Below are 24,128 nucleotides of genomic sequence, written 5' to 3' on the forward strand. Positions count from 1 at the left end.
CCCCTTATCCCGTCGGTAAAAATCCGAGAATAGTTTCAATTACAACCGTCAAAATAGGAATTGCCATAACGAGAATTAAGATTTTCCCAGCAAGTTCAATTTTCGAAGCGATGGCACCTTGACCAGCATCTTTTGTGATTTGAGCTCCAAACTCAGCAATATAAGCAATTCCAATAATCTTTAGTAACGTTTCCACGTAGACATTACTAACTTTCGCTTCACTCGCTACTCTCTCAATCATTTGTAAAATAGAATGAATTTGATCGATTAAAATAAGAAACATCACACTGCCTACGAACACAATAAATAAAGATGTAATACTAGATTTATGCTGGTTCAAAACAGCAGCTAAAAACGTAGCAACGAGGCCTAATCCGACAATTTGTATAATTTCGATTCGAACCGCCTCCTTTACTGGAAGAGAAAGACACTTTTAATCTTGTCGAATAGCGTATTAATTAAAAATGCAACATGAAATAAAATGACGACAAAACCGACAAGGATAACCCAATTTGCAATATCCTCACGCTTCAATTCTTTTAGTACAGTATGAATGAAAGCTAAAACAATGCCGATTCCGGCGATTTGAAATATTAATCCAACATCAATGGACATCGCCTTTCTCCCCCCTATAGCAGTAAAATTACAATTAGTAGCCCTGCTAGTACCCCTAAGCTCTTGATCATTTTTTCGTATTGCAGTTGTAAAGCTTTTGCTTCCTCTTCTTCTCTCTCCAAATGTGTAATACATAAGCGAATATGTTTTTGTTGTGATTCACGATCATGTTGCCCGAGAGTTTCACCAAATTGCTGCAGTATTTCATACTCGGTTTGTTGAAAAGCCGTCAACTTCCAATTCTCTTTCAAACTATCTATCCAAGCTTCCCTTACTGTTTGTTCTCCACTTTCTAGTTTTTTAGCGAAACTTTGAAATATCCAATTTAATGGCTTTGGCATTTGTTTAACTAATCGCTCGGCAGCCTCAGATAAAGGTGTGTGTCCATACATAATTTCTGCCTCTAATGATTGAAGTGCTGATTTTAATAACCTAAGTTGCCTAGGCCTCTCACTGTATCTTTTAGCGTACGAAAACCCGAAAAAGGTGCTGACCGCAACGATTAACACTGCACCAAATATTTTCACCATACGCCCTCAGCCTTTCTATTTGATAACACTGGTTTTCCATATTTATCTTTCACCTGCATAACCGTTCCTGGACCCCTCGCTTTTGACAACTCCACAAACCTATCAAATATACCAAGCTCTAGCACTGCCTTGAGCGATGGACGTCTCACAACATCCTCATAGGAAAATCCGTGTGCACTTATAAAAAGCTGAACACCTGCATGCACTGCCTCCATAATTGCTTCACTATCTTCTTTACGGCCAATTTCATCTACGATCAAAATATCAGGACTCATAGAACGAATCATCATCATCATTCCTTCTGCCTTTGGACATGCGTCTAACACATCGACTCGGGTACCAAAATCGTATTGCGGGATCCCTTTCACACAGCCAGCAATTTCTGACCGTTCATCAACAATCCCCACTTTACAGGAAGGAATTTCCGAAGCACTTACCCCTTGACTCATGCAACGTGCTACATCTCTTAAAAGTGTCGTTTTTCCTGTTTGGGGAGGGCCAATTACCATCGTGTTTAACCACCTTTTTTCATACAAATATGGCAAAAGTGGTTCAGCAATCCCTATTTTTTGACGAGCAATACGAATATTAAAGGAAGAGACATCACGAATCATTTTCACTGCGCTTTTTTCTGTAATGACTTTTCCTGCTAACCCGATTCTATGCCCCCCGCGAAGCGTCACATACCCACGTTTTAATTCCTCTTCCATCGTATAAATTGAGAATTGACTTAACTTATTCAATAAGTAAATAGCATCCTCTGCAGTAGTAATATAGTCATAAAAAAACACCTTTCCGTGTGCAATACACTCTAGCGGCCTTCCAATTCGAACACGAATTTCCTCTAAAGCATCGTATTGCTTACATTCTTCAATTAAGTACTTCATCGTTTTTGGTAAAACTTCTAATACCTCTTTCATCGGCTTCTCCCCACTATACTCGACTTACTATTTCAGTAATGCGATAAAAATACAGCAAATTCCAAGCGCTAGAAAAAAGAGCTTCAAGAAAGAAATTTCACTTGCTACACTCGCTATCCCAATTGTCATTGTTAAAATTAATACGGTAGGTCCAACAAACGCCAACATACCATTTATAAACAACGCTTTCTTCGCATCATTCACATAAAGCATAAGCAAAGCAGCAAATATCTCCGCACTACCTGAAAATAATCGAAGTGCTCCCATAACAAGCACAGATGTTTCCATTGCCGCTAGCCACTGTTTCATTCTTCCACCTTCTCCCGTAACAGTTACTAACTTCGTATTCTAAAAAAGAATATATTTGTACAACCATATGCAGAGGTTGTCTATTTCAGAAGTAAAAACATAATTTTTCTCTAAAGTCTGAATTATAATCTGAATATTCATATTATTTTATGGTATATTTAGTTTAAAAGGGGTATAAACCATGCAGCACGTCACTTTATTACCACTAGATTTATGCTATACAAATGTGATTTTCGAGCTATCAAATGATCTACATATAAAAAATGCATTGGGGATAACGGTAGAAAACATCGAAGATACGAAAGCATTTCTTCTTTTTGCAATAGAAGAAGAACGTCAAAAGAAATCCTTATCGAGAATGATTGTGAATGAAGAGGATGAAATAATTGGCCTCACCACACTTAAACATATTAATAATGAGAAGAAGCAATCTCACATTGGTAGTTGGCTTGGCTATCCGTACTGGGGAAAAGGCTATAACGAGGCTGCTAAAAAAGAAATCTTTAAAATCGCCTTTTTAGACTTACAACTTTCCTACGTATTTGCTGGTGCTAAAACGAATAATATCCGCTCATTAAAAGCACAAGAAAAACTACCTTATATTTCATTGCATGTGGAAAACAAGTTTCCAGATGAACACGCTGCACTAGAGAAAGAAGTAAAGTCACCTTGCTCTCTGCATGTCGTGTCACGTGAAAATTTTTTAAACTGGTTGAAATTACAGAATGAGGAGGAAAAATATGAAGGCATTGAAAGTTAGTTTAACCGTTGTAGTAGAATTAGCTCTTATTTATCTTTTTTCATTATTGGTCGGTTGGTCATTTATAGAGACCTTTTTCCTTGGTAGTTTAGCAATATTTGCAATTATGTGGTTAATTATTATGAGTAACCATAGAAATAACATTACAGATCACGCAATAAGTAAAACATTAACTGGCGTTGAGACTGGCGAAATAAAACCATTTCAAATTGTTTTGACTCCATCTATTATGGGTACTCTTTCACTTGTTTTAGTCAGTTTTATAATAACAGCTATTTACTATCTACCCTATTTCCTATAAAAAAGCACTCGTGAATTATCACGAGTGCTTTTCTACTATGCACGAGAAACGTATTTACCTTCACCAGTGTTGATGATAAGCATTTCGCCTTCGTTAATGAAGATTGGTACTTGTACAACAAGACCAGTTTCTAATGTAGCTGGTTTTGTTACGTTAGAAGCAGTATCACCTTTAATACCAGGCTCTGTTTCTGTAACTTGTAATTCAACTGTGTTTGGAAGTTCAACACCAAGTACTTCGCCTTGGTAAGTCATGATTGCTACTTCCATGTTTTCTTTTAGGAATTTAAGCTCGCGCTCGATTTGGTTTTCACCAAGTTCGATTTGCTCATAAGTTCCGTTATCCATAAATACGTGAGCCTCACCGCTTGCGTATAAGTATTGCATACGACGGTTTTCGATGTGTGCTTTTTCTACTTTCTCGCCTGCACGGAATGTTTTCTCTTGAACAGAACCTGTGCGAAGGTTACGTAGTTTAGAACGAACGAATGCAGCACCTTTACCTGGCTTTACGTGTTGGAAATCAAGTACTTGCCAAAGGCCATTATCCACTGCAATTGTTAAACCTGTACGAAAATCGTTTACTGAAATCATGTAAAAAAATCCTCCTGTATGTTACAAAATAATAAGTTCTTTTGGTGATTTCGTAATTACTTCATTACCTTCACTTGTTACAATGATATCATCTTCAATACGTACGCCGCCAATACCTGGAATATAAATACCTGGTTCTACTGTTACAGCCATACCTGGTTCAAGAACTGTATCAGAACGGAACGCTAAACCTGGTGCTTCATGGATTTCAAGACCGATTCCATGGCCAGTAGAGTGTCCGAAGTATTCACCGTATCCTTTTTCCGTTATGTAATCGCGCGTTAACGCATCCGCTTCACGGCCTGTTAAACCAGCTTTAATACCGTTCACACCACGTAGTTGTGCTTCTAAAACGATATTATAAATTTCTTTCAATTTATCAGATGGTTCACCAACTGCAATCGTACGAGTAATATCAGAACAATATCCTTTATAATAAGCGCCGAAGTCTAATGTAACGAAATCTCCTGTTTCTATCACTTTTTCAGATGCCACGCCGTGCGGTAATGCCGAACGAAGACCTGAAGCAACGATAATATCAAACGAAGAAGATGTTGCTCCTTGTTTTCTCATGAAAAATTCAAGTTCATTTGACACTTCAATTTCAGATACTCCCGGGCGAATGAATGATAGAATATGCTCAAAGGCAGCATCTGCAATCTGTGCAGCTTCCTTTAATATCTTAATCTCTGAATCAGTCTTTATCAAGCGTAACTTTTCTACAAGGCCAGAAGTCGGGATAAATTCAGCATCAATCGCTTCCTTATGCACTGAATAAGAACTATATGTAAGAGTATCTTGCTCAAAACCAAGCTTTTGAATTCCAAGCTCTTTCACTTGCTTTGCCACTTCATCAATGATCAATCCTGCGTGCTGCACAATCTCATATCCAACCGCTTGTTTACTTGCCTGCTCGACATAACGGAAATCTGTAATAAATTGAGCACGATCTTTTGAAATAAGAACAACACCAGCTGTTCCTGTGAAGTTAGCCATATATCTACGACTATGTTCATTTGTTAACAAAATACCGTCAATACCAGCCTCATCAAATGCACTTCGTAATCTTTCGATTTTCTCCATTACTTTATGCCTCCCTCAATTTCTCCATTAATGCAAATAACGCTAACTTATAGCCATAAAAACCAAATCCAACAATTTGTCCCGCACAAACAGCTGCCGTCACAGATTCATGACGGAACGACTCACGCTGGTGAATGTTAGAAATATGTACTTCAATAACAGGAATCGAAATGCTCGCAATTGCATCTCGAATCGCATAGCTATAATGTGTAAATGCTCCAGGATTTAAAATGATCCCTTCATATATATCTTCCGCCTCATGAATACGATCGATAATCGCACCTTCATGATTCGATTGGAAACATTCTAACTCCACTCCCATTGTTTCTGCTTCTTGCTTCATATCTGCTTCAAGTGTCGCTAGCGTGCCCTTTCCATATACATTTACCTCACGAACACCAAGGCGATTTAGGTTAGGACCGTTTACGAGGAGTACCTTTTTCATATGCTTAAAACTCCTTATTATTAAATGTCTATACAACATTTTAACATAGGAGTTACTTATTTGAATAGTTTGTCTTCTCTTCCCCTTCTCGCTCGGCCTTATTGGTATTTACTGCGTAAGAAACAGAGTAGGCTATAAACACACCATACAATATAAAAATGCATATGGTCGTCACAATTGTTTCTTTCGGTAAATGGAGTGCACTTTTAATAGCAGGAGCCATTAAACCCATCCCCAAAAACAGTAGTGCCCACCAAAATAGCCCATAAATAATTCCCGCTATAATCCCTTCAAACTTCGCAAAAAATGCTTTATACAAAAAGGCAATCAAAATTGAAAGAAGTCCCATACACACTATTCCGGACACATTGCCCCATACACCCTCTTTCCAACTTCCAAACGCAAATGGTAAAAGGAAATAATTTGGTCCCGCCTCCGTGAATGAAAATATATGAAGGAAATACCATATTCCGCCCCAAAAGATTCCACCAAACAAACCAATCTGCACAAAATTCCTTGTTCCTAATTGTTCTTGACTCACATCAACACCTCCGCTCAATAGTATGCCCGAAACTATTTTGAAGCATGTTTAAATACTGCGAAATTTGTCTATAAAAAGAATAAGAAATGTCCGACTCTCATAACATTTTCACTTGTCATCTACTTGTATTTGCCGATAAAATAAAGGAAACTCGGTGATTGTCTTATTTCAAAACGACAGAACCCAGTATGACAATTGCCTCTTTTTCTACATAAGAGAGAAACAAATACAGGTTGGTGTTAACATGGCAGAAGAGTCAAAACAAATATATGGCGGGCAAGCGGTCATAGAAGGAGTTATGTTTGGCGGTAGAGAATATACTGTTACAGCGGTTCGTCGTAAAGATAAATCGATTGAATTTTATCGATTACCACGCGTTCGTAATAAAGTACTATCTACCCTAAAAAAAATTCCATTTTTACGAGGGATTGCCGCTATTGTGGATGCAAGTGCGAATGGAGCAAAGCATTTAAACTTCGCTTCAGAACGATTTGACGTCCACCCAGAAGATGATGAACAAATTGCAAATAAAAAAGAAGAACAATCAAAATTAACGATGGTATTAGGAGTTGCAGCTGTTGGCGTTTTATCTTTTATATTCGGTAAAGTCATTTTCACAGCAGTTCCTGCACTATTAGCTGAATTAACGAGACCGATTTTCCCATCTCATACTGGGCAAATCATTGTCGAAAGTGTCATTAAGCTCATGCTATTATTGAGCTATATATACTTTATTTCTTTAACCCCACTTATTAAGCGGGTATTTCAGTATCACGGTGCAGAGCATAAGGTAATCAATGCTTACGAGAATAACCTTCCTCTGACTGTAGAAAACGTTCAAAAGCAAACTCGTCTCCATTATAGATGCGGCAGTAGCTTTATTATATTTACAGTCATTATTGGAATGTTCGTTTATTTCCTAGTCCCTACAGACCCTCTTTGGGCACGAGTTATAAACCGAATTTTATTAATTCCAGTTGTACTTGGTATTTCTTTTGAAGTATTGCAATTTACAAATCGATTAAGAGATATTCCCGTATTACGCGTACTTGGATATCCTGGGTTATGGCTACAACTATTAACAACGAAAGAACCAACAGATGACCAAGTGGAAGTAGCAATTGCATCGTTTGAAGAATTATTACGTTTAGAGAACAAACAATAATTATTTAAAAATGGTGTTCAACTCCTTTCCTCATCGTTAATATACTAATTTTAATATACGTTTTTAGGAGGTGTCCCTTATGAACGGTCGTTCGTTTACTTTCGCTATATTTGTGCTTATTATCGGATTGGCAATATTCGGCCTTGTTTCATCTGTTATTACAAATCCCATGGGTGTATTAAGAAATATCGGGTACATGTTACTTGTTGTCGGTATCTTTTACTTGCTATACAAGATGTTTACAAATTCCAGTGGTTCTGCAAATTCGCAAAGCTCATATAAGCGTGCGGCAAAACAATCGAACCGCAAACATGGGAAACAAAATGTAGCACCCCTAGGCAATTCTTTCTTTAAGTCAAATACTTCTAATGACAAAATTAAAAAAGGGAATTCTTCCACTTTGAAACGAAAAAGAAAACAGTCTCATTTAACTGTCATTGAAGGCAAAAAAAGCAAAAAGAAAGACCGTGCTTCCTTTTAGGAAGTACGGTCTTTTTTTATACTTTGAAGCACTTCTTTTAAACTTTTCTCTTTCATACTTTCAATTCGAAGATGATGATTTTCAAATGGTAAATTCCGCGTCACATCATTAGGTACCACAATGCACGTTAATCCCGCTGCAACTGCTGCTCTCAATCCATTTAATGAATCTTCAAATACAACAGCTTCAGACGGCTTAATTCCTAATTCTTCTATTGCAACTCGATAAAGAGCTGGATCTGGTTTTACCTTCTTAACATCTTCTCTCGTTTTAATTACTTCAAAATATTCTCGAATTTGTAGTTCTTCTAAAAAATGAATAACCCATTCTCTAGACGAACTAGAAGCTAGTGCGATTTTTAATCCCATTTCTTTCGCTTCTTCTAAATATTCTTTTACCCCATCACGAGCTTTTGGTATTTTCATTTTCTCTTTATGTAAAGTTGCCACTTTTTCTTTTAATGCACTTTTGTTAAAATTCTCTTTTAATTGATCATTTAAATATGCATAAAGTACCTCATCTGTTGTTCCAATGCATTTCGCAAATTCCTCTAAAGGTAGTTCCCCGCCGTATTCACGAACAGCATCTCTGAAAGAGTGAAACCATATCGTTTCTGTGTCCACAATTAATCCATCAAAATCAAAAATAATTGCTTTCATAATTCTCCCATCCTTTTCGAATTGAAATAAAAAAGGAAACGCCATACGTTCCCCTTAATTACTTTTCTCTTCATTTGCTCTTTGAACACCGCGAAGTGTTTCCACTCGGACTGCATCTTGTTCAAAGTATTGCACTAAATCACCAATGCGATCAATCGCTTCCCAACTTAAATGATGTTCAATTCCTTCTACATCATTGTAAATTTTACCTTCATCCACACCGATAATACGCATAAATTGCTCTAGCAAATCATGACGATATACGAGACGTTCTCCGATTTTTTTACCTTTTGTTGTTAATACAAGCCCTCTATATTTTTCATAAATTAGATATTCATCTTTGTCTAATTTTTGCACCATTTTTGTTACAGAGGATGGATGTACACTAAGCGCTTCAGCAATATCAGATACGCGGGCATAACCCTTTTCATCAATCAACAAATAAATTTGTTCAATATAATCTTCCATACTAGGGGTAGGCATCGGTTTCCTCCATCCAAGTTCATTTTGCTTATTCCGTACGAAGCAATCAATAAAATGATACACCAGAAAGAATAACGTGACAAGGTGGAAACGAGCCTAAATATATAAAACAAAAAAGAATCTGTATTTGCATACAGACTCCCCTTAAGTAAAATATTGTATTTCGGCATTAGGGAAAAACTCATTTATATAACCTCTTATCGTTTCTTCCAATACTGTTGCATCATCCTTTTTATATACATATTTTCCGATGCCATATCGTCCCCATTTATACTTTCGCTTCTCTTCATCCATTTCAAGCTTCGTATTTGGATAACGCTCTTGAATAACCTTTTTCGCTGGTTTCGTAAAACGATGCTGAATTAATTCAAACGTTAAATTTGGTATCGTCATATCTTTCAGCGCATTGTACAGTCGCTCAAATAGTTCACGATATCCTTCTTCCCATCCTTCATGCATATAAAGTGGCGCGACTATAAAACCAAGTGGATAACCTGCACCTGCTACTTTACGCGCCGCCTCTATTCGCTCCTCAAACGGCGATGTCCCTGGTTCAAAATTTTTAATTACATATCGTGAATTTATACTAAACCTGAAACGAGTTTTCCCATTATGTTTTGCATCTAATAAATGATCAACGTGCGAATATTTCGTTACGAAACGTAAGCGCCCATGTTCACTTTCTCCAATGAATTCAATCGCCCGCTTTAATGCATGTGTTAAATGGTCAATCCCAACAATGTCTGATGTACACGCTGCTTCAAATCTTGTTATTTCAGGTGCCCTTTCATCCATATATTGCTTTGCCTTCTCAAATATTTCATCAAGATTGACATACACACGAACGTAAGGCTTACTCCCAAGTGTCGTTTGCAAATAGCAATAATGACAATGTCCCATACACCCTGTTGCGAGCGGAATTGCATATTCAGCTGACGGTTTTGACGTATCAAACTTTAGCGTCTTCCTTACTCCAACAACAAGTGTAGCCTTTGCATTACGATACTTTTGCAAATCATTTTCTCCTGGCAAATTTCTAATTTGATTATGTGATGTCGTTTCACGAATTTCTAATCCCATCTTCGTAAACTTCTCATAAAGCTCTTTTCCAAGTGGATATTCAAGTGCCTTCGGTTCAAAGTAAACGAGTTTTGGCATAAATGGTTTCATACGCTTCCCTCCTCTTGTTAGTATGAGGAACGCGGAAAAATTAAAACACATTAAAGTTTTCCACTTCAGTAACTCGCATTGCAAGTTACTGGATGTTATAATTTGGATAACAGCTACCTTGCAACGCAAGTTACCTGAGTAAAAGGTGGTGAAATCATGCACAGCCAAATGTTAAAAGGTGTACTAGAAGGTTGCATCCTATACATCATTTCACAAGAAGAAGTGTACGGATATGAACTGAGCACAAAATTAAATAAACATGGCTTTACATTCGTAAGCGAAGGAAGCATCTACCCTTTATTATTACGTATGCAAAAAGAAAAATTGATCGAAGGAACATTAAAAGCTTCCTCACTCGGTCCAAAGCGAAAATATTATCACGTAACCGATAAAGGGTTAGAACAACTTGAAGAATTTAAACAAAGTTGGGGAATGGTTTCTACTACGGTAAATAACTTATTACAGGGGGAGTGATGGGGATGAATGCACAAGACATGATTGAATTGAATAATAAAAAACGTGAGTTTCTAACTTCCGAAAACGAAGCTGCTTATGGCGATATGTTAGTATATCTTCGAATATCAAACGTACCTGAGCAACAAATGGAGGAACTGTTACTAGAAATATTAGATCACCTCATCGAAGCACAAACAGAAAATAAAAGCGCTTATGACATTTTCGGTAGTGATTTACAATCTTATTGCGATGAACTTATATCAGCTTTACCAGCCCAAACAAAATTAGAAAAAACTTCTTTAATCGGTTTTGTTGTTAGCTTACTTCTTGCTATACAGTTTGGCATAAATGCAATTATTTCATTTTTTATGTTTCTCTTTGAAAAAAACAATACATTATCAAGTCCGCCTTTTAGCATCCTTGGAACTACTTTGTCTGTTTCAATAATTATACTAGGTATACTATTTATTTTATATTTATTAAAGCGTTACTCATTTAATCAGAAAATGAATTGGAAAAGAAGAATTCTATTTGGATTCGCATTTGCTACTCCATTTTGTTCCGCTGTATTCTTAAATATTTATTTCCAAAAGCAACCTTATCTCATTTATCATCTAAACTTTTGGCAAAATGCTTTAATTGCTATCTTATTTTTTATTTTATATAAATTACTATATAAAAAATCAAATTTTTAACAGCCCTTCAAAAGGCTGTTTTTTCTTCTGTCTAATTTTACAAATTGAAAAATTTCATAAAGAAAATAAGAAAAATGCAAAATAATTAAAGTTAATTGTTGACGTGATGCTTTTATTATCGGTATCATAAATCTTCGTGAGCAATTATTTTTCGTTATACGATTTTTTTATTATTACTGAATTTTTGAGAGGAGAAATTAGATGTCAGTTAAGAAGAAAACGCAAGTACGCACCGGCAAAATGGTACGTGAACTAATGTTAGCAGACGAAGATGTAAATGCTTCGCTAATTATGGTATATAGTGAAAACGGTGTAAACGCAGAAATTAAAATCGAGGGCTTAACGCCGAAATGTAACGAAGAATTATTTTTGAGCGGAAACGTGGATTGGAACAAGAGTGTTATTTATAAAATTGTTGATTTCACTGGAAACGCTGAAGTTGGTAAAGTTACATTAACAGCGATGAACAAAAACAATGTTTCTCTAGAAATTGAACGCGTTATGTGGAGTAAAGAAAATAAAGAAGCTGCCGAGCAAGAAGAAACACGGGTAGAAGCAGCACCGAAAAAAGAAGTAGTTGTAGAAGCTCCAAAAGCAATTACACCTGCTCCTAAGCCTGTTACGCGGGTGGAAACACCTGCTATGGCACCTAAGCCTACTCCGGTACCGACACCGAAGCCAGTAAGCGTAGAAGCAGCTGTAGAACTAGCAACTCCAGCGCCTGTGAAAAAAGCAGTCCCTACTCCAGTTACAAAGCAAGAGACAGCACCGGTTGCTCCTGCAAAACCGAAGCAGCCTGCTTTGACTGAAACAAATTCAAAACTACAAGAAAATTATGTTAAACTCGTGAAAAAGACAATTGAAGTTTGTCAAGATTACGAGCTTGGCATCGACATAGATGATTCTATTGAAAGCTTAAAAGAAGAACTACAAAACCAAGGTATTAGCGTTACATTTGACAAAGAAATTATGGACGTTGTAAGTCGCCTTCGTTCTTTACAAGATAAAGGAATCAAAGTAGAAAAAGTACTTAATTTACTATAAAAAATAAGAGATGGCAATTGCCATCTCTTATTTTTTATAGTTCCACTCATTACTTTCATACTTTTCTTTCGCTAACGTTTGAACTTCATGTAACTGTTCTTCTGTTAATTCATATGGAACAAGTTCTATATCTAATCCTTCTTCAAAGCCAACTTCAAACGCTTTAATTAACTGTTCTATCGTAAATGTACGGTCTGTTAATTCATTAATTGCTACTGCTTTAGAAGAGAACATACTCTTCATACGTTCCTTCACACGTTCATTTGGGAATAAAAATAGATCATATAGTTCATCTAAATCAATTTCTAATGGAATCGATCCATGCTGTAAAATAACACCTTTTTGACGTGTTTGAGCACTACCAGCAATTTTTCGTCCTTCCACTACAATTTCATACCAAGATGGTGCATCAAAACATACGCCTGAACGTGGATTTTTTAAATTTTCACGATCTGCTTCTGTTTTTGGAACTGCATAATAGGCTTCTAACCCTAATGCCTTAAAACCATCTAATAAACCTTGCGAAATAACACGATACGCTTCTGTAACTGTTTTCGGCATGTTCGGATGATCTTCAGACACAATAACACTATACGTTAACTCTTTGTCATGTAGTACCCCCCTGCCGCCTGTTTGACGACGAACGAATCCATATTTCTTTTCGTTAACTACATCCATATTAATATCTTTTTCAACACGTTGAAAATATCCAACTGTTAATGTTGGTACTTCCCATTCATAAAAACGAATTGTTGGTGGCATTTTCTTGTCACTTTGCCAATTTAACAAACATTCATCTAACGCCATATTAAATGCCGGTGAACATTGACCAGAGTTAATATAACACCATTTTTCTTTTCCCATCCTGCACCTCATATAACCAATTATTTTTCACATTCTCTAGTCTACCAAATTCGACAAAATTTGTGAAAGAATACGAAATTTCTTCTTATATGCAAATGAATCTGTTGCATAAATACATATGGGCATTATAATATTGAAAGTAGGATAAGAAAAAAGGGAGCGATAGAATCGTGTCAACAACTTGGATTATTTTATTAGCCGTAATCGTAGCATTTATCGGCTACACTGTATGGATGTACTTCTATCAGAAAAAATTAATTAAAACTCTTACAGAAGAAGAATTTCGCGCTGGCTACCGTAAAGCACAGCTTATCGATATTCGTGAAGCAGACGAATATAACGCAGGGCATATTTTAGGTGCACGTAACATTCCGTTATCACAAATTCGCCTTCGCCATAAAGAACTTCGTCAAGATCAACCTGTTTACTTATATTGCCAAAGCGGATTCCGTACAGGTCGTGCAGCGCAATACTTAAAAAAACAAGGCTACAAAGATTTCTACCAATTACAAGGTGGATTTAAATCTTGGACAGGCAAAATTAAAAAGAAATAATAACATACAAAAAACTAGCTGAATAAATCAGCTAGTTTTTTCATTTCATCTTATTCACAATGTATAATAAACTCTGCTTGATTACCTTTTCATCGTTCTCTTCTACATTCCGATATAGCAGGCGATATTCAATGCCTTTCTCTTTCCACGTTATTCTCACACATTTTGACAACACTTTTTGCAAACAAAAAAGACCCCTATTATTCTTACGCCCAAGTGAAAAGGTTACGCGAATAAAAAGAAGTCTTATTAATACCATAGTTTGTGAAAAGCTTTTCAGGTCAAGATTTTTTCTTTCTTATTATTTTCCCTTTATAATAAGGGAAAGAGGTGATACATATGGCCAATATAAAACAAATTGCTAAAACTGCTGGTGTATCGATATCAACTGTTTCTCGTGTCCTGAATAATCACCCTTACGTAAAAGAAGAAAAGCGTAAGCGTGTTCTAGATGCTGTTGAAGAATTAAACTACGCAAAAAATATAAATGCTGTCCATTTAATAAAAGGGAAAACATATACAATTGGCGTTATGCTTCCTTTCATTAACCTCCCCTACTTCAGTACGATTATTGAAGGAATCGGAAACGAAGCGTTATTAGCTGGGTATCATATTAATTTATGTCAAACGAATTACGATAGCATTGAAGAAATTCGTGTTCTTGAAATGATGAAAATGAAACAATTTGATGGGATGATTATTTGCTCCCGAACGAGCTCTTGGGAACAAATCGAACCTTTTGCAAAATTTGCCCCTATTATTTCATGTGAAAAAATGAAGCATCCCCTCATTTCATCCATCTACGTAGATCATTATGAAGGTTTCCGTCTCGGTACTGCCTATTTACTAAGTAGAGGCCATGAAAAAATCGGAATTTGTTTAGCAAGAAAAACAAGTGTAAATTCCATGGAGCGCGAAAAAGCATTCGCCGATACACTTCGTAACGAAGGGAAAACGTTGCATCCTGAATGGATTTTCCACCAATGCTATACAATGCAGGATGGTGCACAAGTACTCCATCGTATTGTAAACATGAAAAATCGTCCAACTGCTATTTTTACAGCGAACGATCAAGTTGCAGCTGGTTTATTAACAGAGGCTCGAAAACATGGCATTCGAGTACCTGAAGACCTTGCTATCCTTGGATTTGATAATCATGAAATTTCAAAGGCATTAGAAATTTCCACAATTGAACATCCCGGTCTCGCAATGGGCTCACATGCTTTTTCTTTATTCCATAAGCAGATCCAAAGCGAGCAAATTGTCGGCAGTGCAAAAGAGCTTTCATTCCATTTAATTGAGCGAGAGACTGTCTAAAAAGAGCGTTACCTATAACGCTCTTTTTCAGCTTTTCACCTATTGACTTTATATTTTCCATCTCATATAATGAACCTAACGAACGTTAGGTAGGGGATGAAAATGACAGCAAACCGCATTAAAGCTGTAGCACTTTCTCATTTCGCACGCTACGGCTACGAAGGAACTTCATTAGCAAATATTGCTCAAGAAGTTGGGATTAAAAAGCCATCGATTTACGCACACTTTAAAGGAAAAGAAGAGCTATATTTTATATGCTTAGAATCCGCTCTTCAAAAAGATTTACAAAGCTTCACTGACGATATCGAAAAATTTTCAAATTCGTCTACTGAAGAATTGCTCTTACAATTACTAAAGGGCTACGCAAAACGATTTGGTGAAAGTGAAGAATCAATGTTTTGGTTACGAACTTCTTATTTTCCGCCTGATGCATTTCGCGAACAAATTATCGAAAAAGCGAATGCGCACATTGAAAACGTCGGAAAACTTTTATTCCCTATATTTAAACAGGCAAACGAGCAAAGTGAACTGCATAACATTGAAGTGAAAGACGCTCTAGAAGCTTTTCTATGCTTACTGGACGGACTTATGGTTGAACTACTATTCGCAGGTTTAAATCGCTTTGAGACTCGTTTAAACGCCTCTTGGCAAGTATTTTGGCGAGGCCTTTCAAACTGACGGATTGCTCCTTTGCAATGCGTCGTTTTTAAGCCCTTTACCTAACGACTGGTAGGAAGGAGAAATGACAAATGGCATGGATTTATGTAATCTTAGCTGGTATTATTGAAATCTTTTGGGTGATTGGATTAAAACACGCGGAAGCACCACTTCAATGGGCTGGTGTTGCTCTATTAATTACAATTAGTTTCGTCTTATTATTTAGAGCTTATAAAGATTTACCTGTCGGCACTGTATACGCAGTCTTTACAGGTATTGGAGCTGGTGGAATCGTTCTTACTGAGATTTTCGTTTTCGGAGAACCTTTCTCTATCGTAAAAGTTTTATTAATCGGTTTAATCTTCTTCGGAGTAATTGGTTTAAAACGAGTAACAGAAGAAAAAGAAGCGAAGGAGGCCGCATAAAATGGCTTGGGTATTTTTAATTCTAGCTGGTATTTGTGAAATTATTGGTGTACTCTTTATGAAAGTAGCCACTGAAAAGAAAGGCTGGGCACCAAAAGTTATCTTAATCGCTAACTTCGGCATAAGCTTCTTCTTCTTATCCCTTGCGATGAACACATTACCGATGGGAACTGCTTACGCGATTTGGACTGGAATCGGAACTGCCGGAAGTGCACTTCTAGGCATTCTCATTTTCCGAGAATCAGCGGATTGGCGTCGTCTTGCTTTCTTAAGCTGCATTCTATGCGGCGCTGTTGGCTTAAAACTATTAAGCTAACGTGAGGTGAATGTCATGTGGAAAGAAAAAGGAAAGAAAATATTAGCATGGATCACACTTGGTATCGTCATTCTATTACAAATAAGTTTTCATATAATAGAATCATTGTTTCATAAAGTATTATCCATTCTCACATTCCTTCCTAACATGACACTTGAAATTATATCGATTGTTTGGTCCATTATCGCCTCCATTGCAATCGTCATTATATGGAGTATCGCCAAACTATGGAATAAGTTATTAAAAAAGGACAGTACTTCTGAAAAAGAATAACTGTCCTTTTTTATATTCATTCAGACTTTCTGTAGAAGTTAGATGTGATAAGACAAAACAGACCAATTATAACAATACTTATACCAATTGCTTTATGCAAATTAGGAAACGGTGATGGTATGTCTGAATAAAAATTTGCTAATATGAGACCGATTGAAACGAAAAGTACCCCTATTCTATATAACCATTTTCTTTTGTCCATCATTCTCCCCTCCTAAAATTTTTCATACACTCCTTTCTTTTGGACATACTACCTAAAAAAGGAGTGAATAATATGCAAAATTCTATACATAAGCAAATCCTATTTTTATTTTTCCTCTTTCTTATTCTCGTTATCGTTTTCAGCTTTATATTACATACTCCGAAAGATGTGCCAAATAGCGTTTCTTTTTATAAACTACTGCTCTCGTATTGTCGTTATTGAAGAAGGTGCCTTTTATAGGGCACCTTTTAAAATTCTCTTTTTTCATATATTTTTACTGAAACAAAGATAGATGCTATGAACATGCACATTGAACTAATGAATAACAAGCTGTTGTATAGTTGAATTTGTTCTAAGTTAATTTGAAACAAAGCTTCTAAAACAACTATCGGTGCCATGAATATTACTATCGTAATGAAAATGGTTTTCTTATACCCTAGCCAAAAGGATATTGGTAAAACAAAACTTAAATACAATAAAATAAAGCTAATACTAGCAACCATTGTCGTTTCAATAAATTCAAATAAGTTAACCCCGCTCTTCATTCCCATCGTGAAACAACCGACCGTTACACTTATAAAAAGAATAATAATTGCTACTATATATTTCGCATACACAATTTGTTTTCTCAATATTGGTAAACTATTTACTATAACTTCACTCTCATTTTTACTATCTGCTTCAAATGTTTTTACTGTTGCCCCAATTGTAATAATTACTGACATAATGATGAACAAATTTTCCGTATCTGTTAAGGCCATATAAAAGAAAACAGGATACAATATGTACCAAATTAAAAATTTCCATTGAATGATGAAATCTTTTAAAATTAGTGGCTTGATCATGTATTACCCCTCCTAATATGAAAATGTCCCTTCTATAACTCTGCCTCCTGAAACATTTTCATTGAGAGAAACATTGATATGACTATACTTACTAACACTCCGATACCAAGAACACCCATTGCTTGTGTAGCCTCTTGAGAGTGAAGTACTTTTAACATAATTGTTTTATCACCAAAAATATTGCACATAAGACCAATCATACCCATTAAAGGAAAAAGCATAATCAAATTCAAGACAGTAATAGCTTTATATCCCCCAATGTAATTAGTCGGTATCGTTACTGCACAATAAATCAAAGTTGCTACTATTGCTGAAAATATTGCATATCCAGGCATAACTATATCTCTGTTCAATAAAATATTTCCTAATATTACGACTATAAAAGTTACACTCAAACCAGCCATAATAAATAATGTACTTGAAATATATTTAGCTATAATTATCTCTTTTCTCGTTATAGGCAAACTCACTAATACTTTTTCTGCCTTACTTTTCTCGTCATAATAAAAAGAAATATATATAATCGTACTACATGTTATAAATAATCCTATTGCAATCCCCATTGGTTCGACGGAATTCTTAAAAATAGATAAAATGGGTATTAAAAAATAGAAAGGAAACATCTTCTTCTGTAAGAAAAACTCCTTCAAAATCAACTGTTGCATATGAACTCTCCTCTCTATAAATCACACGTTTCATAAATTTTAATTGTAAGAAACATAGAAGCGATATAGACACTAGCTAATATCATTCCTCCAACTATAAATACACCAATATGTACTGGATTCATAATCCACTCACTGAATGAAGATGTTGTTTCATTCAGTCCATCACTAATAAATATCCAAAGAATTACACCCACTCCTATTGATGCTGCTGATACTATACTTCTTACTACCTTCGATTTTGTACCATAATAACTAGGAAAAAACGTGACAACAAAAAATGTGGCATAAACAGCTCCATTTATGACTTCATACCATGGAATTTCAATGTATAGATTAGTATGATATACACCGATATCACTAATAATCACAATACCTCTTATAAGAAAAACAACTAACATCGTAGAGATCATGCCACCTACAATGAATATTGCACAGGAAATATATCTAGCAATTATGATTTCCTTTCGACTTACCGGTAAACTATTTATAACAATGTCACTTTTATTTCTTTCATCCATAACGGTTAACGTCATAACCGATGAAAAGGTTATAAATAGACAACTCATTGGAAATAACAATTCACCACTTGCATCTAACATAAAGAACAAAAGGGGCATAACAAAATTCACTAACCACATAACCCGAAAAAAGAACAAATCTTTATATACGAGCTGACGCATAGGCACCTCTCCCTTTCGCAGTGTAAACGATGATATCGTCTAATGTAGGCTTTTCTATTACAACCTCATTTCCAAACCAATCGATAATTGCTTGTTTATCCTTCGCTAAACCTTCAAAACCAAATTTATTTTTTCGTAATCCAACAAATAGTTCTTTTCCTTCTTGATCTAATAAATCATTGCTTCCCTTTACGATTACGTAGTTCTCCATTAATTCATCTTTTTCACCAGTAAATATAATCTCTCCATCATTGATGAACGTAATATAATCTGCAATGCGCTCTAAGTCTGTTGTAATGTGTGTTGAGAATAATACAGATACTTCATCTTCCATTACAATTTCTTGCAACATATCAAGTAATTCACTTCGGACAACTGGATCTAATCCTGCTGTCGGTTCATCCATAATAATGAATTCAGCATGATGTGAAAGCGCGATTGCAATCGCAAACTTCATTTTCATCCCTTTAGATAGCTCTTTAATTTTTTTATACTTTGGAACTTGTAATCTGTGCATATACGATTGGTATTGATTTTCGTCCCACTTTTTATATAACGGTGCAATAATACGTTTCATTTGTTCACACGTTAAATCTTCGTAGTAATGATTTTCATCATATACAAAGCCGATATTTTGTTTTATGTCCTTTCCGGCTTTCTTATTGTCTTTGCCAAAAATTTTTATATAGCCGCTATCTTTTCTAATTAAATTCATAATCATTTTGATCGTCGTACTTTTTCCGGCCCCATTCGGTCCGACAAACCCCATAATATATCCGCGTGGCAGTGTAAAACTTATATTTTCCACTGCGAAATCTTCATAACTTTTACAAACGTTTTTTAGCTCTAACACCCTTTATTCCCCCTCATATAAACACGCAATCATCTGCTGTAAATCTTCAAGTGAAAGCTGCAACGCTTTACTTTCATTTACAACCTCTTCCGCTTTACTTTCCAATAGACGAAGCCTTTGTTCTTTTAGTAGTTCATTATTTTTACGTGAAACATAAGTCCCCTTCCCAGCAACAGTTTCTATATATCCTTCTTTTTCAAGCTCCTCGTACGCACGCTTCGTTGTAATTACACTAATTTGTAATTCCTTCGCTAAGCTACGAATAGACGGTAATTGGTCTCCACCCTTTAAACCACCATTTAAAATAAGCTGGCTTAATTGTTTTCTTATTTGTACATAAATAGGGTCTTGGGAAGAATTCGAAATAATAATATTCATGTTTTCCTCCAGTGTGTATATACTGTATATACCTTATATATACAGTATATACACACCATCCTATTTTTGGCAAGAAAAAAAGACCAACATTGCCCTGTTGGTCTTTCGTATATGTATCACTTTTCAAAGCGATCTAACATCTCGTCTCTCATTCCGAAACTTACTACTGCAATTCCTATATACATAAACAGAAGGAATGCCGGATGAACCGTGTTGTACCAGCTGCTGTCAACGATTAAGTAAACCGTTAATGCCACAACAAGAACAAACGCTAAGATAAACATATAAAAGTGTCTTGTACTACCCATGATAAACTCCTCTCTTCTCACTTCACCATTCAACAGTTTATTTTATCGAATAATTGGATATGACTCAAGGTTAACTTTCTGTTATGTAATCAAGTTCCACCTTTACAATATCCTCACATGCTATTGAAATGATTGTTCCTTGTTTATCAATCGCCGTCACTTCTCTATTATCCATTACACGATTTGCTACTCTTTCTAACACTTTTCCTTGGTCTCGATAGCAAAATTCTTTTACATCTTTAATTGTTTCTCCATTTTCTAAATGGTATACCATTCTATAACATCGATATCCCACACTTTCACCCCCGTCTTGCTCGTTTTTTCACATATACATAAAAATGAGTAATCTTTGCCTCATCACACCTTCTTAATTTCAATAAAATTCTAACAAAAATAAATACTTTTATCAAACCGACTTTTTCAACAAAACTACCTATAAAACTACATCTTTACACCATTAGGAAACAAAAAATATAATTTTTCAACATTTTCTTCACTATTTCTGCATAAAGTGAAACTTTAATCAGTGGGGATTTTTGTTCATCTCCACTGATTATTAGTTGAACCAATCGGGCATTAACGGACAGTTTATCTCCCACCTGACTTCTTTGCACCAGCTAAGTTTTGAGTTGGGAGTTTACTGTCCGTTAATGCGGGACAAATTCTCCATACAAAAAAAGAACTCGCATATAGCGAGTTCTTCCTTTGTTATTCTAATCAAACTTGTACAGGAGCTGGCTTTTCATAACGTAAAACTGGTTTACGTGCAGCCATCGTTTCGTCTAAACGTTTAATGACTGTCGTATGCGGTGCTTCTTGTACAACTTCTGGATTTTCTTCTACTTCTTTAGCGATTTGAATCATCTTATCAATGAAACCATCTAATGTTTCTTTTGATTCTGTTTCTGTCGGCTCAATCATAATACATTCTTCCACATTTAATGGGAAGTAAATTGTTGGTGGATGGTAACCGAAATCAAGCAGACGTTTTGCAATATCTAATGTACGTACACCAAGTTTCTTTTGACGACGACCTGATAATACAAATTCATGCTTACAATGTCTATCGAATGGAAGATCGTAGAATGGTGCTAATCTTCTCATCATATAGTTCGCATTTAATACAGCATACTCAGTTACTGCACGCAAGCCATCTGGACCCATAGAGCGAATATACGTGTATGCACGAACGTTAATTCCGAAGTTACCATAGAATGGTTTCACACGACCAATTGCTTCTGGGCGGTCGTAGTTGAAGTGATAACCATTTTCCGTTTTCTCTAAAATCGGTTTTGGTAAGTACGGAATTAAATCAGCTTTCACACCTACTGGACCAGAACCTGGGCCACCACCGCCGTGAGGACCTGTAAATGTTTTATGAAGGTTTAAATGCACAACGTCAAATCCCATATCTCCTGGGCGTGCTTGGCTTAATACCGCATTTAAGTTTGCACCATCATAGTATAATTTACCGCCTGCATTATGGACGATTTCTGCCATTTCTAAAATATTTTCTTCGAATAGACCTAATGTATTAGGATTTGTTAACATAAGTGCTGCTGTTTCTTCGTTTACAACACGTTTTAAATCTTCTAAGTCAACAAGACCATGTTCATTTGATTTTACTGTAATTGTTTCAAAACCAGCTACAGTTGCAGATGCTGGATTCGTTCCGTGAGCAGAGTCAGGAACAATTACTTTCGTACGGTTAAAATCACCATTTGCTTCATGGTATGCACGAATTAACATTAACCCTGTCCATTCTCCGTGTGCACCAGCTGCTGGTTGTAATGTAACAGTATCCATACCTGTAATTTCAATTAAATGCTCTTGTAAGTCGTACATTAATTCCATTGCACCTTGTACTGTCTTTTCATCTTGCAGTGGATGAATATTTGCAAATCCTGCGAAACGAGCTACATTCTCATTAATTTTCGGATTATATTTCATCGTACAAGATCCAAGTGGATAGAATCCAGAATCAACACCGTGGTTACGGTTTGAAAGTGCTGTATAATGGCGCATAATATCAAGTTCAGATACTTCTGGTAGCTCCGCATCTTCTACTCGAATATAATCGCTCTCAAATACATCTTCTAGTTTCACTTCTTCTACATCTAATTTTGGTAGGCTATATCCTATGCGTCCTTCTTTACTCACTTCAAAGATAAGTGCTTGGTCTTGGTTCTTCATTGGATAGCCCCCATTTCGTTTACAAGTGTGTCAATTTCCTCTTTTGTTCGAAGCTCAGTTACTGCTACAAGCATATGGTTTTCATGCTCTTTATAATCACGGCCTAGGTCGTAACCGCCGATAATATTCTTTTGTAATAATGCATCGTTTACTTCTTTCACTGGACGTTTGCAATCTACAACAAACTCATTGAAGAATGGTCCAGAAAATGTTACTGTGAAGCCTTTCGCTTCAAATTGACGTTTGGCATATTGTGCTTTAGAAATGTTTTGACGTGCCATTTCCTTCACACCTTGTTTGCCAAGTGCCGTCATTGCAACAGAAGCTGCTAATGCATTTAACGCTTGGTTTGAACAAATGTTAGATGTCGCTTTATCACGACGAATATGCTGTTCACGTGCTTGTAACGTTAATACAAATCCACGTTTACCATCTGAATCTACAGTTTGTCCAACAAGACGTCCTGGAATTTTACGCATAAATGCTTTCGTTGTTGCAAAGTAACCACAGTGCGGTCCACCAAACTGCGTTGGAATACCGAATGGTTGTGCATCACCGATTACAATATCAGCACCAAATTTCCCTGGTGGTGTTAATGCGCCTAATGATAATGGATTTGAAGAAACGATAAATAATGATTTTTGTTGATGAACGATTTTTTCAATATCAGCTAATTTTTCAACTTGTCCGAAGAAGTTTGGATATTGAACGATTACACAAGCAACTGTATCATCTACTTCACTTTGTAATACGTCTAAATCTGTTACACCATCTTTATGATTAATTTCAACAACTTCAAGATTTTGACCTTTTGCATACGTTTCAAGTACTGCTCTTGATTCTGGATGAACCGCACTAGATACAAGAATTTTCTTTTTGCGAGTATGGCCAGCTGCTAACATTGCCGCTTCAGCTAAAGCTGTTCCCCCGTCATACATAGAAGAGTTTGCTACATCCATTCCTGTTAATTCACAAATCATTGTTTGGAATTCAAAGATTGCTTGTAATTCCCCTTGTGAAATTTCTGGTTGGTATGGTGTGTAAGCTGTATAAAATTCTGAGCGAGAAATAACATGATCTACAATTACTGGAGCGTAATGATCGTATACGCCTGCTCCTAAGAAAGAAGCGTATTCTTTTAAGTTAGCATTTTTACTAGCCATTTGAGATAGCTCTTTTAAAAGCTCTGGCTCTGATTTTGCTTCTTTAATTTTTAAATCCCCTTTAAAACGAACACTCTCTGGAATATCAGAGAATAATTCATCGATCGTTTGAACACCGATCGTTTGTAACATTTCTTTTTTGTCTTCTTCTGTCATTGGAAGATAACGATGCAACATGAAAT

The 24,128-nt window shown here is 36.0% G+C and carries 36 protein-coding genes and 1 pseudogene; 13 read left to right on the forward strand and 24 right to left on the reverse strand.

Translation table 11 applies throughout. The annotated features are described in order from the left end of the window. Nucleotides 1-4 precede the first annotated feature (4 nt). The 5 genes from spoIIIAD to MR143_RS03760 are packed head-to-tail and all read right to left on the reverse strand — an operon-like array spanning nt 5 to nt 2,374. Nucleotides 5-388, reverse strand: coding sequence for a stage III sporulation protein AD (spoIIIAD, locus tag MR143_RS03740; RefSeq protein ID WP_077393170.1), 384 nt, complete (start codon nt 386-388; stop codon nt 5-7). A 23-nt stretch (nt 389-411) separates the two neighbouring features. Beyond that, entirely contained in the window at nt 412-615 is a 204-nt protein-coding gene (gene spoIIIAC / locus MR143_RS03745; protein WP_000020914.1) for a stage III sporulation protein AC, read from the reverse strand. Nucleotides 616-629: 14 nt separating this feature from the next. Next, nucleotides 630-1,145, reverse strand: a complete 516-nt coding sequence (spoIIIAB, locus tag MR143_RS03750; protein WP_000238702.1) for a stage III sporulation protein SpoIIIAB — start codon at nt 1,143-1,145, stop codon at nt 630-632. Continuing rightward, nucleotides 1,139-2,065: a stage III sporulation protein AA gene (spoIIIAA, locus tag MR143_RS03755; RefSeq protein WP_000665905.1), complete on the reverse strand. Its 927-nt coding sequence runs from the start codon at nt 2,063-2,065 to the stop codon at nt 1,139-1,141. The genes spoIIIAB and spoIIIAA overlap by 7 nt, the downstream gene beginning before the upstream one ends. A 27-nt stretch (nt 2,066-2,092) precedes the next feature. Further along, nucleotides 2,093-2,374 (reverse strand): YqhV family protein, encoded by a 282-nt coding sequence (locus MR143_RS03760; protein ID WP_000816050.1) that lies wholly within the window; start codon nt 2,372-2,374, stop codon nt 2,093-2,095. A gap of 181 nt (nt 2,375-2,555) precedes the next feature. Between MR143_RS03760 and MR143_RS03765 the strand changes: the two genes are divergently transcribed. Continuing rightward, a complete protein-coding gene (locus MR143_RS03765; protein WP_001164982.1) occupies nt 2,556-3,134 on the forward strand; it encodes a GNAT family N-acetyltransferase in 579 nt (192 codons plus the stop codon). Next, nucleotides 3,115-3,435, forward strand: coding sequence for a hypothetical protein (locus MR143_RS03770; protein ID WP_000645695.1), 321 nt, complete (start codon nt 3,115-3,117; stop codon nt 3,433-3,435). Before MR143_RS03765 ends, MR143_RS03770 begins: the two co-directional genes overlap by 20 nt. A gap of 35 nt (nt 3,436-3,470) precedes the next feature. Here MR143_RS03770 and efp read toward each other — a convergent pair whose 3' ends face one another. From efp to MR143_RS03790, 4 genes are read right to left on the reverse strand one after another with little or no spacing between them, the layout of a single operon-like run. Next, nucleotides 3,471-4,028, reverse strand: coding sequence for an elongation factor P (gene efp / locus MR143_RS03775; RefSeq protein WP_000626510.1), 558 nt, complete (start codon nt 4,026-4,028; stop codon nt 3,471-3,473). Nucleotides 4,029-4,049: 21 nt separating this feature from the next. Then, nucleotides 4,050-5,111, reverse strand: coding sequence for a Xaa-Pro dipeptidase (gene pepQ, locus MR143_RS03780; protein ID WP_000411038.1), 1,062 nt, complete (start codon nt 5,109-5,111; stop codon nt 4,050-4,052). Between the two features lie 4 nt (nt 5,112-5,115). Next, nucleotides 5,116-5,556, reverse strand: coding sequence for a type II 3-dehydroquinate dehydratase (aroQ, locus tag MR143_RS03785; protein WP_000757087.1), 441 nt, complete (start codon nt 5,554-5,556; stop codon nt 5,116-5,118). Nucleotides 5,557-5,608: 52 nt separating this feature from the next. Continuing rightward, nucleotides 5,609-6,097 carry a YqhR family membrane protein gene (locus MR143_RS03790; protein ID WP_000076884.1) on the reverse strand — a complete coding sequence of 163 codons (489 nt, stop codon included), beginning with the start codon at nt 6,095-6,097 and terminating at the stop codon, nt 5,609-5,611. Nucleotides 6,098-6,341: 244 nt separating this feature from the next. On the opposite strand from MR143_RS03790, the gene MR143_RS03795 reads away from it, so the two are divergent. Both MR143_RS03795 and MR143_RS03800 read left to right on the forward strand, forming a co-directional pair. After that, nucleotides 6,342-7,262, forward strand: a complete 921-nt coding sequence (locus MR143_RS03795) for a DUF1385 domain-containing protein (RefSeq protein ID WP_000807121.1) — start codon at nt 6,342-6,344, stop codon at nt 7,260-7,262. Between the two features lie 79 nt (nt 7,263-7,341). Then, the gene (locus MR143_RS03800; RefSeq protein WP_001014460.1) at nt 7,342-7,743 is read left to right on the forward strand and encodes an SA1362 family protein; all 402 of its coding nucleotides are present in this window, start codon (nt 7,342-7,344) and stop codon (nt 7,741-7,743) included. Here the strand turns inward: MR143_RS03800 and MR143_RS03805 are convergent. The 3 genes from MR143_RS03805 to splB all read right to left on the reverse strand — a co-directional run bounded on the left by MR143_RS03805 (nt 7,740) and on the right by splB (nt 10,055). Beyond that, nucleotides 7,740-8,402, reverse strand: a complete 663-nt coding sequence (locus tag MR143_RS03805; protein ID WP_033690179.1) for an HAD family hydrolase — start codon at nt 8,400-8,402, stop codon at nt 7,740-7,742. The two genes, MR143_RS03800 and MR143_RS03805, sit on opposite strands and share 4 nt — an antisense overlap. A 54-nt stretch (nt 8,403-8,456) precedes the next feature. Next, nucleotides 8,457-8,885 carry a transcriptional regulator MntR gene (gene mntR / locus MR143_RS03810; RefSeq protein ID WP_001143082.1) on the reverse strand — a complete coding sequence of 143 codons (429 nt, stop codon included), beginning with the start codon at nt 8,883-8,885 and terminating at the stop codon, nt 8,457-8,459. 144 nt (nt 8,886-9,029) lie between these two features. Next, complete coding sequence (gene splB, locus MR143_RS03815) at nt 9,030-10,055, reverse strand: spore photoproduct lyase (RefSeq protein WP_000802101.1); 1,026 nt, start codon at nt 10,053-10,055, stop codon at nt 9,030-9,032. Between the two features lie 156 nt (nt 10,056-10,211). On the opposite strand from splB, the gene MR143_RS03820 reads away from it, so the two are divergent. The 3 genes from MR143_RS03820 to MR143_RS03830 all read left to right on the forward strand — a co-directional run bounded on the left by MR143_RS03820 (nt 10,212) and on the right by MR143_RS03830 (nt 12,250). Further along, a complete protein-coding gene (locus tag MR143_RS03820; RefSeq protein ID WP_000556083.1) occupies nt 10,212-10,529 on the forward strand; it encodes a PadR family transcriptional regulator in 318 nt (105 codons plus the stop codon). A 5-nt stretch (nt 10,530-10,534) separates the two neighbouring features. Further along, complete coding sequence (locus MR143_RS03825; RefSeq protein WP_000993575.1) at nt 10,535-11,206, forward strand: DUF1129 family protein; 672 nt, start codon at nt 10,535-10,537, stop codon at nt 11,204-11,206. A gap of 201 nt (nt 11,207-11,407) precedes the next feature. Further along, a complete protein-coding gene (locus tag MR143_RS03830) occupies nt 11,408-12,250 on the forward strand; it encodes a hypothetical protein (protein ID WP_000111903.1) in 843 nt (280 codons plus the stop codon). A gap of 27 nt (nt 12,251-12,277) precedes the next feature. Here MR143_RS03830 and MR143_RS03835 read toward each other — a convergent pair whose 3' ends face one another. Then, the gene (locus MR143_RS03835) at nt 12,278-13,114 is read right to left on the reverse strand and encodes a lipoate--protein ligase family protein (RefSeq protein WP_000514065.1); all 837 of its coding nucleotides are present in this window, start codon (nt 13,112-13,114) and stop codon (nt 12,278-12,280) included. Nucleotides 13,115-13,284: 170 nt separating this feature from the next. On the opposite strand from MR143_RS03835, the gene MR143_RS03840 reads away from it, so the two are divergent. Next, entirely contained in the window at nt 13,285-13,668 is a 384-nt protein-coding gene (locus tag MR143_RS03840; protein WP_000108653.1) for a rhodanese-like domain-containing protein, read from the forward strand. 40 nt (nt 13,669-13,708) lie between these two features. Here the strand turns inward: MR143_RS03840 and MR143_RS03845 are convergent. Further along, nucleotides 13,709-13,822: pseudogene (locus MR143_RS03845) on the reverse strand (DNA polymerase III subunit delta); the annotation flags it as partial. 185 nt (nt 13,823-14,007) lie between these two features. Between MR143_RS03845 and MR143_RS03850 the strand changes: the two are divergent. The 5 genes from MR143_RS03850 to MR143_RS03870 all read left to right on the forward strand — a co-directional run bounded on the left by MR143_RS03850 (nt 14,008) and on the right by MR143_RS03870 (nt 16,656). Continuing rightward, a complete protein-coding gene (locus MR143_RS03850) occupies nt 14,008-14,985 on the forward strand; it encodes a LacI family DNA-binding transcriptional regulator (protein ID WP_001273977.1) in 978 nt (325 codons plus the stop codon). Between the two features lie 96 nt (nt 14,986-15,081). Beyond that, nucleotides 15,082-15,663: a TetR/AcrR family transcriptional regulator gene (locus MR143_RS03855; protein ID WP_002181118.1), complete on the forward strand. Its 582-nt coding sequence runs from the start codon at nt 15,082-15,084 to the stop codon at nt 15,661-15,663. Nucleotides 15,664-15,734: 71 nt separating this feature from the next. Beyond that, nucleotides 15,735-16,067 (forward strand): DMT family transporter, encoded by a 333-nt coding sequence (locus MR143_RS03860; RefSeq protein WP_000312354.1) that lies wholly within the window; start codon nt 15,735-15,737, stop codon nt 16,065-16,067. Nucleotide 16,068: 1 nt separating this feature from the next. Then, a complete protein-coding gene (locus MR143_RS03865) occupies nt 16,069-16,383 on the forward strand; it encodes a DMT family transporter (protein ID WP_098143898.1) in 315 nt (104 codons plus the stop codon). A gap of 15 nt (nt 16,384-16,398) precedes the next feature. After that, complete coding sequence (locus tag MR143_RS03870; RefSeq protein ID WP_000265370.1) at nt 16,399-16,656, forward strand: DUF3975 family protein; 258 nt, start codon at nt 16,399-16,401, stop codon at nt 16,654-16,656. A 16-nt stretch (nt 16,657-16,672) separates the two neighbouring features. Here the strand turns inward: MR143_RS03870 and MR143_RS03875 are convergent, their stop codons facing one another. From MR143_RS03875 to gcvPA, 10 genes are all read right to left on the reverse strand, one after another. After that, on the reverse strand, nt 16,673-16,861 hold the full coding sequence (locus MR143_RS03875) for a hypothetical protein (RefSeq protein ID WP_002181117.1): 189 nt from the start codon (nt 16,859-16,861) through the stop codon (nt 16,673-16,675). A gap of 245 nt (nt 16,862-17,106) precedes the next feature. After that, on the reverse strand, nt 17,107-17,700 hold the full coding sequence (locus MR143_RS03880; RefSeq protein ID WP_074593489.1) for an ABC-2 transporter permease: 594 nt from the start codon (nt 17,698-17,700) through the stop codon (nt 17,107-17,109). A gap of 35 nt (nt 17,701-17,735) precedes the next feature. Continuing rightward, complete coding sequence (locus MR143_RS03885; RefSeq protein ID WP_001186559.1) at nt 17,736-18,368, reverse strand: ABC-2 transporter permease; 633 nt, start codon at nt 18,366-18,368, stop codon at nt 17,736-17,738. Nucleotides 18,369-18,382: 14 nt separating this feature from the next. After that, the gene (locus MR143_RS03890) at nt 18,383-19,051 is read right to left on the reverse strand and encodes an ABC-2 transporter permease (RefSeq protein ID WP_001249561.1); all 669 of its coding nucleotides are present in this window, start codon (nt 19,049-19,051) and stop codon (nt 18,383-18,385) included. After that, nucleotides 19,032-19,904, reverse strand: coding sequence for an ABC transporter ATP-binding protein (locus tag MR143_RS03895; protein WP_000891284.1), 873 nt, complete (start codon nt 19,902-19,904; stop codon nt 19,032-19,034). The genes MR143_RS03890 and MR143_RS03895 overlap by 20 nt, the downstream gene beginning before the upstream one ends. Nucleotides 19,905-19,907: 3 nt before the next feature. After that, entirely contained in the window at nt 19,908-20,282 is a 375-nt protein-coding gene (locus tag MR143_RS03900; RefSeq protein ID WP_001021358.1) for a GntR family transcriptional regulator, read from the reverse strand. 116 nt (nt 20,283-20,398) lie between these two features. After that, complete coding sequence (locus MR143_RS03905) at nt 20,399-20,590, reverse strand: hypothetical protein (protein ID WP_000535936.1); 192 nt, start codon at nt 20,588-20,590, stop codon at nt 20,399-20,401. Nucleotides 20,591-20,660: 70 nt separating this feature from the next. After that, on the reverse strand, nt 20,661-20,864 hold the full coding sequence (locus MR143_RS03910) for a DUF3929 family protein (RefSeq protein WP_000262496.1): 204 nt from the start codon (nt 20,862-20,864) through the stop codon (nt 20,661-20,663). Nucleotides 20,865-21,307: 443 nt separating this feature from the next. Then, nucleotides 21,308-22,783, reverse strand: coding sequence for an aminomethyl-transferring glycine dehydrogenase subunit 2 (gcvPB, locus tag MR143_RS03915; protein WP_000795690.1), 1,476 nt, complete (start codon nt 22,781-22,783; stop codon nt 21,308-21,310). Further along, entirely contained in the window at nt 22,780-24,123 is a 1,344-nt protein-coding gene (gene gcvPA / locus MR143_RS03920; RefSeq protein WP_000903242.1) for an aminomethyl-transferring glycine dehydrogenase subunit 1, read from the reverse strand. The genes gcvPB and gcvPA overlap by 4 nt, the downstream gene beginning before the upstream one ends. Nucleotides 24,124-24,128: the final 5 nt, after the last annotated feature.

It is taken from the genome of Bacillus cereus group sp. BfR-BA-01347 (genome assembly GCF_022663835.1).
GTDB classification, from domain to species: domain Bacteria; phylum Bacillota; class Bacilli; order Bacillales; family Bacillaceae_G; genus Bacillus_A; species Bacillus_A thuringiensis_K.

Coding starts and splice junctions, on each gene's coding strand:
- MR143_RS03820 (WP_000556083.1), top strand. CDS start 10,212: ATGCACAGCCAAATGTTAAAAGGTGTACTAGAAGGTTGCATCCTATAC.
- gcvPA (WP_000903242.1), bottom strand. CDS start 24,123: ATGTTGCATCGTTATCTTCCAATGACAGAAGAAGACAAAAAAGAAATG.
- mntR (WP_001143082.1), bottom strand. CDS start 8,885: ATGCCTACCCCTAGTATGGAAGATTATATTGAACAAATTTATTTGTTG.
- MR143_RS03795 (WP_000807121.1), top strand. CDS start 6,342: ATGGCAGAAGAGTCAAAACAAATATATGGCGGGCAAGCGGTCATAGAA.
- MR143_RS03910 (WP_000262496.1), bottom strand. CDS start 20,864: ATGGTATACCATTTAGAAAATGGAGAAACAATTAAAGATGTAAAAGAA.
- MR143_RS03890 (WP_001249561.1), bottom strand. CDS start 19,051: ATGCGTCAGCTCGTATATAAAGATTTGTTCTTTTTTCGGGTTATGTGG.
- MR143_RS03770 (WP_000645695.1), top strand. CDS start 3,115: ATGAAGGCATTGAAAGTTAGTTTAACCGTTGTAGTAGAATTAGCTCTT.
- MR143_RS03860 (WP_000312354.1), top strand. CDS start 15,735: ATGGCATGGATTTATGTAATCTTAGCTGGTATTATTGAAATCTTTTGG.
- MR143_RS03760 (WP_000816050.1), bottom strand. CDS start 2,374: ATGAAACAGTGGCTAGCGGCAATGGAAACATCTGTGCTTGTTATGGGA.
- spoIIIAA (WP_000665905.1), bottom strand. CDS start 2,065: ATGAAAGAGGTATTAGAAGTTTTACCAAAAACGATGAAGTACTTAATT.
- pepQ (WP_000411038.1), bottom strand. CDS start 5,111: ATGGAGAAAATCGAAAGATTACGAAGTGCATTTGATGAGGCTGGTATT.
- MR143_RS03870 (WP_000265370.1), top strand. CDS start 16,399: ATGTGGAAAGAAAAAGGAAAGAAAATATTAGCATGGATCACACTTGGT.
- MR143_RS03905 (WP_000535936.1), bottom strand. CDS start 20,590: ATGGGTAGTACAAGACACTTTTATATGTTTATCTTAGCGTTTGTTCTT.
- MR143_RS03830 (WP_000111903.1), top strand. CDS start 11,408: ATGTCAGTTAAGAAGAAAACGCAAGTACGCACCGGCAAAATGGTACGT.
- splB (WP_000802101.1), bottom strand. CDS start 10,055: ATGAAACCATTTATGCCAAAACTCGTTTACTTTGAACCGAAGGCACTT.
- MR143_RS03875 (WP_002181117.1), bottom strand. CDS start 16,861: ATGATGGACAAAAGAAAATGGTTATATAGAATAGGGGTACTTTTCGTT.
- MR143_RS03805 (WP_033690179.1), bottom strand. CDS start 8,402: ATGAAAGCAATTATTTTTGATTTTGATGGATTAATTGTGGACACAGAA.
- efp (WP_000626510.1), bottom strand. CDS start 4,028: ATGATTTCAGTAAACGATTTTCGTACAGGTTTAACAATTGCAGTGGAT.
- MR143_RS03850 (WP_001273977.1), top strand. CDS start 14,008: ATGGCCAATATAAAACAAATTGCTAAAACTGCTGGTGTATCGATATCA.
- spoIIIAB (WP_000238702.1), bottom strand. CDS start 1,145: ATGGTGAAAATATTTGGTGCAGTGTTAATCGTTGCGGTCAGCACCTTT.
- aroQ (WP_000757087.1), bottom strand. CDS start 5,556: ATGAAAAAGGTACTCCTCGTAAACGGTCCTAACCTAAATCGCCTTGGT.
- MR143_RS03800 (WP_001014460.1), top strand. CDS start 7,342: ATGAACGGTCGTTCGTTTACTTTCGCTATATTTGTGCTTATTATCGGA.
- MR143_RS03835 (WP_000514065.1), bottom strand. CDS start 13,114: ATGGGAAAAGAAAAATGGTGTTATATTAACTCTGGTCAATGTTCACCG.
- MR143_RS03765 (WP_001164982.1), top strand. CDS start 2,556: ATGCAGCACGTCACTTTATTACCACTAGATTTATGCTATACAAATGTG.
- MR143_RS03900 (WP_001021358.1), bottom strand. CDS start 20,282: ATGAATATTATTATTTCGAATTCTTCCCAAGACCCTATTTATGTACAA.
- MR143_RS03885 (WP_001186559.1), bottom strand. CDS start 18,368: ATGCAACAGTTGATTTTGAAGGAGTTTTTCTTACAGAAGAAGATGTTT.
- spoIIIAC (WP_000020914.1), bottom strand. CDS start 615: ATGTCCATTGATGTTGGATTAATATTTCAAATCGCCGGAATCGGCATT.
- MR143_RS03855 (WP_002181118.1), top strand. CDS start 15,082: ATGAAAATGACAGCAAACCGCATTAAAGCTGTAGCACTTTCTCATTTC.
- MR143_RS03865 (WP_098143898.1), top strand. CDS start 16,069: ATGGCTTGGGTATTTTTAATTCTAGCTGGTATTTGTGAAATTATTGGT.
- MR143_RS03825 (WP_000993575.1), top strand. CDS start 10,535: ATGAATGCACAAGACATGATTGAATTGAATAATAAAAAACGTGAGTTT.
- gcvPB (WP_000795690.1), bottom strand. CDS start 22,783: ATGAAGAACCAAGACCAAGCACTTATCTTTGAAGTGAGTAAAGAAGGA.